The sequence below is a fragment of the Croceifilum oryzae genome, assembly GCF_030814315.1.
In the GTDB taxonomy this organism is placed as follows: domain Bacteria; phylum Bacillota; class Bacilli; order Thermoactinomycetales; family Thermoactinomycetaceae; genus Baia; species Baia oryzae.
The window spans coordinates 66,280-74,049 of the sequence record NZ_JAUSUV010000013.1; the positions used below are offsets into that span (position 1 = coordinate 66,280).

Sequence of the window (7,770 nt, forward strand, 5' to 3'; positions counted from 1 at the left end):
CTCCACCTTCGATATGGTACGATTACATATCTAAAATTTCTTCTAATCCATACACAAGATGATCCAAATTCATCACTTTTCGAACAGAGAGATCCACCCCAGGCATAAACGATTCCCTATTTAATGAGTCATGCCGAATCGTCAATAATTGCCCATCTCCACCGAAGAGAACTTCTTGGTGAGCCACAAGCCCTGGCAAACGAACACTGTGGATACGGAAACCGCTATAGTATGCTCCACGCGCCCCTTCCCATACTTCCTGTTCAGAAGGATGACCCTGCTTTACCTCTTTGCGCGCTTCTGCAATCAATTCCGCTGTTTTCAGTGATGTGCCTGATGGAGCATCTAGCTTATTATCATGATGTGATTCAATAATCTCTACATGGGGCAGATATTTAGCCGCTTTTGCCGCAAATACCATCATCAAAACAGCCCCAATCGCAAAGTTAGGGATAATTAAGGCCCCCAGCTTCTTCTGTGCAAAGTCTTTTTGAAGCTGATCGATTTCTTCCTCGCTGAGACCAGTTGTCCCTACTACTGGACGAACCCCTGCATGCAAGCATAGCTCCATATGATCTTTTACACATTCGGGCGAAGTGAAGTCGATTAAAACATCTGCTTCCACTTCATCCAACACGGTAGCAACAGAACGATGAAAAGAGATCCCGAGTGACCCAATCCCGATTACCTCTCCTACATCTTTCCCTTCTTCAGAGCGTGAAACCGCACCTACTAATTGAAAATCGGCTACTCGTTGAATCAATTTTACTGCTTCTTGTCCCATCTTGCCGGAAGCTCCAGCGATGATAATACGAATACTCATGGTGTCCTACTCCTCTTTCTCTTATCTCTCTTTTTCATTCTCTTTTCGTGTCCATCGATCTTTGTCACGCGTATTGTATTTGCTCATTACTCCATCAAATGCCTCTTGAAGATCAATGTCAAGGGAATTAGCAAAACAAGCTATGATAAAAATAAGATCTCCCAATTCATTTTGAATGGAATTCTCTTCTTCCGTCTTCTTTTTTGGCTTTTCCCCAAATTGATGGTTTACTTCCCTCGCTAACTCACCCACTTCTTCTGTCATACGAGCAAGCATAGATAGCGGCTGAAAATAACCTTCCTTAAATTGACCAATATATTCATCCACTTCACACTGAATATCGTGAAACGTTTTCGATTTTTTTTCTGACATCGTAATACCTCCTGACCTTCCCATGTTACCCTATCAAGCGTAAGATATAAAGTTACTAAAAAAGGATCTTTAAACCCAGCTATTCGGAAATTTAATTAAGAAACGCTCTCGGATTTTTGATATTATATCTGGGTATACTACACTACAGCAGAATTAGTTCATCATTCTGTTAAACGGAGCGAGCTATTATGAAGAAACAAATTTACATGCACATCCGCAATATTCTCTCCATCTTAATCGGGGCCTTTATTGCGGCTGTCGGAATCAACTACTTTGCGATTCCGAACCAATTAGCCGAAGGCGGCTTCACAGGGATTGCTTTGTTAGCCAACTACCAATTTGGCTTATCGCCTGGATGGATCATCTTGGCATTAAACATTCCACTCTTTTTTGTTGGATATAGGGTATTTGGAAAACAAACATTATTTTACACCTTAATCGGAACCACTTCCTTCTCCCTATTTATCGAATGGACAGCAGGGCTTGGAAGCTCCCGTCAAGACGTACTACTAGCCTCCCTCTACACAGGAGTATTAGTCGGAATCGGTCTTGGCTTAATATTCCGGGTTGGGGGAACAACAGGTGGCGCGGACATTATTGCTCGCCTGATGAGCAAGTACTTCGGTTGGAGCATGGGGAAAACAATGTTTGTCTTTGACTTTTTTGTCATACTCATATCCAGTAAAATTATCGGTTTGGATAAAGCCATGTATACCCTAATCGTTGTATTCGTCGGGGCGCGTGTAATTGATTTTGTCGTAGAGGGACTAAACGCCTCCAAAGCAGCAACCATCATCTCCAACGCAGCCGTTTTATTAGCTGATGAGATCACGCAGAAAATGGGGCGTGGTGTCACGTTCTTACAAGGCAAAGGTGGATACACCGGAACCGAGAAAAATGTTATTTACATCGTCCTTGCACCTAATCAAATCCCTAAACTAAAACAAATCGTTCACAATGCAGACCCATACGCTTTTATGGTCATTCATGACGTTCGAGATGTATATGGAGAAGGATTCTCGTATGAAACGCCTGACGAAGTAGAAAAAAATATAAAAAAAGCAAGGAAATAATCAAAAAGCACTCATTTTTATTTACGAATGAGTGCTTTTTACTATGTGGTTCCTGCTTTCGTCCCCTCATATTTCTTCCATAAAAAATAACTCAATACAATCAAAATCGTGCTGAGCAACCAAATAATGACCATCGGCATCGGCATTTGCACAGTAGGTTTTAGCAGTTTCATCACATCTTGATCGCTTCCATGAAAAATTTTCGGAATCAGCTGCTCAAGAAGTTGAATAATCGTCTCATTTTCTGAAAAATTCTTGTTTTTACTGAGAAAAGCAAGCATAGAATCTACTTTTTGTAAAATAGCTGGACTTTTTGATATCAAAATAGCTGGACGCACCAGATCAAAGCTTTTTTGAAATTGGCGAACAGCTTCCTGAAGATCCTCTTGCCTCTGTTCTTGGTTTGATTGTTTGATACCACTAACATATCGTTGTAACTCAGGCTCTGCATTACGCCATAAAGGCTGATTCTTATGAACGAGAACATCAAATGAATACACTAACTTCCTCGCTCGTTCCGCTAATCCCTCCGGATCTATCAACGCCTGATTCAATTGCTCGTCCATCTCTAAAATCGTATTAGATAAGACCGAAATCACGCCTAATGAATACTTTTTTTCTTGAAAATTCGTTTGCGAAAAGGACATAGCCAGCTTCGTAACAGTCGATTTGGCTTCTACTAAACTTTTTGGTTGTGCAATCTGTTTCTGAGCCTGAAGCGCTAATTGTAGCCATTCTTGCTCCTTTGTACTTTCGGAAGGCAGTTTATCCTCAGCCCATGTATCTGGCATATTCCAAAAAAAGAATCCGTTTAACATAACAAGTATCAAGCAAAGTCGCATCCACAACAGGGTCCCCTCCTGTTAACATACTCGTACTACTACCTTATTCAGGTTGTCCAACTCACATGTCTTAAGAGGGGAAAAATGCTCACTATTTTTGATATAACCTTTTATATTCCCATAATCGAACCTTACTCGGAATCATCATGAAGATCGCCGCTAGGAAAACACTTGTCAGCCCTAACACAACCGTAAAGAACGCAACAGACGGTATATAGCGATCTAACTCGGTCACTACCCATGGATGTAAATCAAACTGGTAGTCAAAATAGTCATTGAGAAGTGTCCAAGTAGCCGTGATCAAGATATCTCTTTTTTGGAAGGTGTAATAAGGGAAATACAAAATCCCTTGCAACGCCATCCCGAGATGCGATCCGATTAACATCCAATGCTCCCATGTAAGAGACTCCGTCCAAGGAATGGGAGCCACAGCCGCTCCCCAGACAATCATAACGACTGCCCATATCCCATATTTAAACAGAGTGACACACGCCAAAGCCTCGATAAGGGGGCTTCTTTTCTTCATAAGATATAAAAACAGAACCACTGTAAAAAACAAACTAGCTGTTGGGCTATCCGGCACAAACGGAATTTGATACCATTTCGTCATCATCAGTTGCTCTTTATACCAATAATAACCATAGATCGTACCAATCAAATTAATCACAAAGAGAGAAAGTAAAAACCACCGCTCTATCATGACACTTCGAATATAATGCAAGGCAGGAGTCATCCTCAATTCTCCTTATGATCCGGAAAAAACCTAGTCACCGAATGGCAACCAGGTTTTTTTGGATCAATTGTTATTTTTGTTTTTGTTGCATGAGCCAGTTGAGAAGAACCTGTTTATCGGCTTCGGAACCTTGGAACATACCTGCTGGCATCGCACCACGACCATTGTCGATGATGTGCTCGATATCCTTACGAGTCAACTTTTCATCCTCGCCTTTTGTACGATCCCCTACACCAAGAAGTGGAGGACCTTGAACCCCTTGCAGTTTGTCACCGTGACATTTGATACAAGCATTCTTTTTATAAAGCTCGTAGCCTTTGTCTTGTTCTGCGACAATCTTTTTATCTTTCGCAGGGGTACCGGAAGAAGATGAAACTTGGATCACGTGCTCTGCTTCTGCAGCCCAAGTTAGCCCGATCACTCCGAGAAGTGATAGGATTGCGATCCATGTTGTCGCAGGGCGTTTTAATGGACGACGTTCTTTGCTAGTGTCCAAAAATGGAGCTAGCATCAAACCACCGAACAATAACCCTGGTACAACGATAATCCCAATCGAGATAAACGGACCCGCTGCCCATTTATATTTCAATAACTGATACAAGAATAAGAAATACCAGTCTGGTACAGGCAAGAAACCAGTATTCGTAGGGTCTGCAATATCACCCAACGGTGGCGACTCAGCCATAACCAAAGTCATAAAACCTACTAGGAAAACCGCTGCGACCATCCACTCTTTTAGCAAGAAGTCAGGAAAAAACTGTTCTGTCTTGCCAGGAAACTGAGAGTAATCTGGGGGGAGCATCTCTTTCGAATTCACCCTTACACGCGAGTCTCCCACATAGTGGACTTGCTTCTGGTTTCCGTCTTGATTGTGTGCCAAGTGGATCCCTCCTCACGTATACGGCTTATAACGGGCCAGAGATGCCCTGACGGCGTATTAAGATAAAGTGAGTAGCTAGTAAACCTAGCAACCCTGCTGGTAAAAAGAACACATGAAGTGCATAGAATCGAGGTATTGTGGTTGCACCTACCATATCGCCACCTTGCAAGAACGTAGCAAGATAGCTCCCTATAAATGGAACCGATTCTGCAATCTGAATTCCTACCTTGGTTGCAAAGTAAGCTTTATTATCCCAAGGTAATAGGTATCCGGTAAATCCAAGACCTAACATCATAAAGAAGATCAATACTCCGACGATCCAGTTAAATTCACGTGGATTTTTATAGGAGCCAGTGAAGAATACACGTAACGTATGTAAGAATAGCATTACGATCGCGACACTTGCACCCCAGTGGTGCATACCACGAACAATCGTCCCCATGGCAACCTCAGTTTGTAGATACTTAACACTTGCGTGGGCGTTAATGATATCCGGAACATAATACATTGCCAGAAACATCCCTGAAAGGATTTGAATCATAACAACGAAAAAAGTCAGTCCACCAAAACAATAAATAAATGCGGAGAAATGGTGTGCTGGGTTCACATGTTCCGGTACTTCATGATCCGCAACATCTCGCCAGATCGGCGTGACATCGAGGCGTTCATCCACCCACTTGTAGACCGCGCGCAACATAAACGCGACACCTCCTCATGATCGAGTATTTAAGCTTTTTTGATTGGGCCAATCCACAAATGCCCAGCCTCAATTTTGGTTTCGTATTGATCAAGTGGTTTAGTTGGTGGTGTACCAGGAACGTTTGTTCCATTTTTAAAATAACGACCAAAATGACAAGGGCAGAAAAATTCACCCTTGAATTGTGGGTTACTATCCCAACCTACAGTACAACCCAAATGCTTACAAACAGGTGAAAGCGCTAGGATCTTTCCTTCGCTTTTCATAACCCAAGCTGTACGGGGCTCCCCACCTTCTGGAACATACCATCCGTCTTTTACTGCTACACGAAAATCAACTGCTTGAGGAGTTTCATTAATTTGACCCTCTGTCAAGTTCGTATTGACGAATGCTCCCTTTCCTCCCTTTTTCAGCATAGGATCTGCTGCAAAACGGATCATAGGAAAAAGCATGCCCATTCCAAGGAAACCAGCCGTCCCACCCAACGTATACGTTAAAAATTGGCGGCGGGAAACTTTTTTACTCACGACAAGTCCGACCTCCTTCTACACGGCATGAACCGTTGAAACACGGGAAACGGAACCTTTTACACATGCTAGGACTTATTCTTTTACTAGGACATCTCCAATAATAGCGAATGGCATCTGAAAAATCAAGAAAACTCATGTGAGAAACGTAACAAGTTTTCAATATGTGTTCTGCCAATTTTGTACAATTGTTTCCGTCGTCTCTCGCACATGCTTTTCTAGCTCCCACGTATCGTCGTCAGATTCACACGACACAACCTTGGTAACCATGGAAAACACGGGTGAATCTGGGCTCTCATCATTCTCCATATATGCATGTTTTTCATCTGTTAACACAACGAGGTGACTAAAGCCAGATTTTTGTAATGACTGAACCGTGTTGTGAATCACTGAACGAAATAACTCAGGAGCCATTCCATAATCTACAACGGTAGGTAGCAAAAATACCCTGCCTTGTAAGCCTTGTTCCACACGCTCTGCTACACGCTCCAACCGATGAAAACTTTGAAAAGGTAACTGTTTGTGCTCCATAAAACAGCTGGCTACAGGTAAGATCAACGTATCTACAAAAGGAGCTACTTGTTGCCACTCCTGATCCTCTACTGTATATAGTTTCATCATGTCCACATCCTTCTTTTCTCAAACAAAAAAAGCCCAGCTTCTGCTGAGCATTATATCATGTCTTTCTCTAATTTTCTTAGTTCCGCTGTTAAGGTAGCAAATCTTTCTTCATCTCGATCTGCTAGAGATTGGTCGATCTGGACATATAACTCTTTTTTATGAAATTCCTTCATCGTATGGTCCAGAAACATCTCCGCGAACAGACTTAGTAGCTGATCTTGTGCGAGATCCTGTTTTTCCAAAGGATTTACCTCCAATACAGCAGCAAACTCTGGACACGATGCACAATCTTTAAAGTACAAACCAATATAAATATCTTCATTTGGAAACGACTTGATGTCAAAATAAGCACTTTCTACGTCTGTACCTAACCGCTTTTTCTTCTTAAACTGAAAAGATGGCTTCTTGACACATTTCGTAGACATTAGTATCGCTTTAGGTAGATTTTCCACGTGATCAACGAAATGGACTCGTTTTAATAGTTGTTCATCTGAGGACAGGTAACTGAGCAGCCAAGCCGCCTCTTTTTTTTGTAACTCATACCGATTCAAAAACCAGTTGATAAACTGTTTTTTCTCTGAAACGGTAACACTGTTGCTCATCTGCCTTCCCCCTTGCATGGATGGGTGAATGAGTCGATCTCTGACAAAGATGTAGCTCTTTGTATCTATCCTATTACACCTATAACTATTACATTCGAGTTAAAGAATCCATTTTCCTACTTCGGCGACTGAATAAACCCTTCTTCAATTGTCTGTTCACCAAATGCAGAAATGCCATGCATCCACCTAACCCCATTCGATGTGAGAGTAAAATACGCTTCCTGATTCTCCTCTCCCCACTTTCCAATCCCCAAATGAACCAACATCTCCATGATTTTTTGGAATAACGATTTCTCTGTTTCATAATAAAACGGCTTTAACCAAGGACAGACTGCTTGATAAATCGCTGAAACCGATATCCAATTCGGGTAGGAGAGTAGACCAATCCATCTTAAAATAATGGGTAATTGAGGAATCGGACGCCGATAGAGACGAATCCAGAATCGATAGAGCTGTTTTCCTTCCTGTACCCCTATCTGACTACATCTTTCAGATCCCGTTAAAGCGGCTTAACCCCCGAAATATTGAGTGGATCTCTCTTATTCTCTGTAAATCGCAGATTTAGATATTATTCATTTAGTGTGTTATACATTCACGATC

The 7,770-nt window shown here is 41.9% G+C and carries 11 protein-coding genes; 1 reads left to right on the forward strand and 10 read right to left on the reverse strand.

Annotated features, from left to right (window positions below; translation table 11 throughout):
* Positions 1 to 22: 22 nt before the first annotated feature.
* Together dapB and J2Z48_RS13560 are read right to left on the reverse strand one after the other, a co-directional pair.
* Positions 23 to 823, reverse strand: coding sequence for a 4-hydroxy-tetrahydrodipicolinate reductase (dapB, locus tag J2Z48_RS13555; protein WP_307254366.1), 801 nt, complete (start codon positions 821 to 823; stop codon positions 23 to 25).
* 21 nt (positions 824 to 844) lie between these two features.
* Positions 845 to 1,195: a nucleotide pyrophosphohydrolase gene (locus J2Z48_RS13560; protein WP_307254368.1), complete on the reverse strand. Its 351-nt coding sequence runs from the start codon at positions 1,193 to 1,195 to the stop codon at positions 845 to 847.
* Between the two features lie 188 nt (positions 1,196 to 1,383).
* Between J2Z48_RS13560 and J2Z48_RS13565 the strand changes: the two genes are divergently transcribed.
* Positions 1,384 to 2,268: a YitT family protein gene (locus tag J2Z48_RS13565; RefSeq protein ID WP_307254370.1), complete on the forward strand. Its 885-nt coding sequence runs from the start codon at positions 1,384 to 1,386 to the stop codon at positions 2,266 to 2,268.
* Positions 2,269 to 2,309: 41 nt separating this feature from the next.
* Here J2Z48_RS13565 and J2Z48_RS13570 read toward each other — a convergent pair whose 3' ends face one another.
* The 8 genes from J2Z48_RS13570 to J2Z48_RS13605 all read right to left on the reverse strand — a co-directional run bounded on the left by J2Z48_RS13570 (position 2,310) and on the right by J2Z48_RS13605 (position 7,424).
* Complete coding sequence (locus J2Z48_RS13570) at positions 2,310 to 3,110, reverse strand: sporulation protein YpjB (RefSeq protein WP_307254389.1); 801 nt, start codon at positions 3,108 to 3,110, stop codon at positions 2,310 to 2,312.
* Positions 3,111 to 3,201: 91 nt separating this feature from the next.
* A complete protein-coding gene (locus J2Z48_RS13575; protein WP_307254372.1) occupies positions 3,202 to 3,843 on the reverse strand; it encodes a DUF1405 domain-containing protein in 642 nt (213 codons plus the stop codon).
* A gap of 70 nt (positions 3,844 to 3,913) precedes the next feature.
* Positions 3,914 to 4,723, reverse strand: a complete 810-nt coding sequence (locus tag J2Z48_RS13580) for a menaquinol-cytochrome c reductase cytochrome b/c subunit (protein ID WP_307254374.1) — start codon at positions 4,721 to 4,723, stop codon at positions 3,914 to 3,916.
* 25 nt (positions 4,724 to 4,748) lie between these two features.
* Positions 4,749 to 5,420 (reverse strand): menaquinol-cytochrome c reductase cytochrome b subunit, encoded by a 672-nt coding sequence (gene qcrB / locus J2Z48_RS13585; protein ID WP_131848537.1) that lies wholly within the window; start codon positions 5,418 to 5,420, stop codon positions 4,749 to 4,751.
* 29 nt (positions 5,421 to 5,449) lie between these two features.
* Positions 5,450 to 5,947 carry a QcrA and Rieske domain-containing protein gene (locus J2Z48_RS13590; RefSeq protein WP_307254376.1) on the reverse strand — a complete coding sequence of 166 codons (498 nt, stop codon included), beginning with the start codon at positions 5,945 to 5,947 and terminating at the stop codon, positions 5,450 to 5,452.
* Between the two features lie 159 nt (positions 5,948 to 6,106).
* On the reverse strand, positions 6,107 to 6,568 hold the full coding sequence (locus J2Z48_RS13595) for a DUF2487 family protein (protein ID WP_307254378.1): 462 nt from the start codon (positions 6,566 to 6,568) through the stop codon (positions 6,107 to 6,109).
* A 50-nt stretch (positions 6,569 to 6,618) separates the two neighbouring features.
* Positions 6,619 to 7,170 (reverse strand): ReoY family proteolytic degradation factor, encoded by a 552-nt coding sequence (locus J2Z48_RS13600; protein ID WP_307254380.1) that lies wholly within the window; start codon positions 7,168 to 7,170, stop codon positions 6,619 to 6,621.
* A 116-nt stretch (positions 7,171 to 7,286) separates the two neighbouring features.
* Complete coding sequence (locus J2Z48_RS13605; RefSeq protein ID WP_307254382.1) at positions 7,287 to 7,424, reverse strand: hypothetical protein; 138 nt, start codon at positions 7,422 to 7,424, stop codon at positions 7,287 to 7,289.
* Between the last annotated feature and the right edge of the window lie 346 nt (positions 7,425 to 7,770).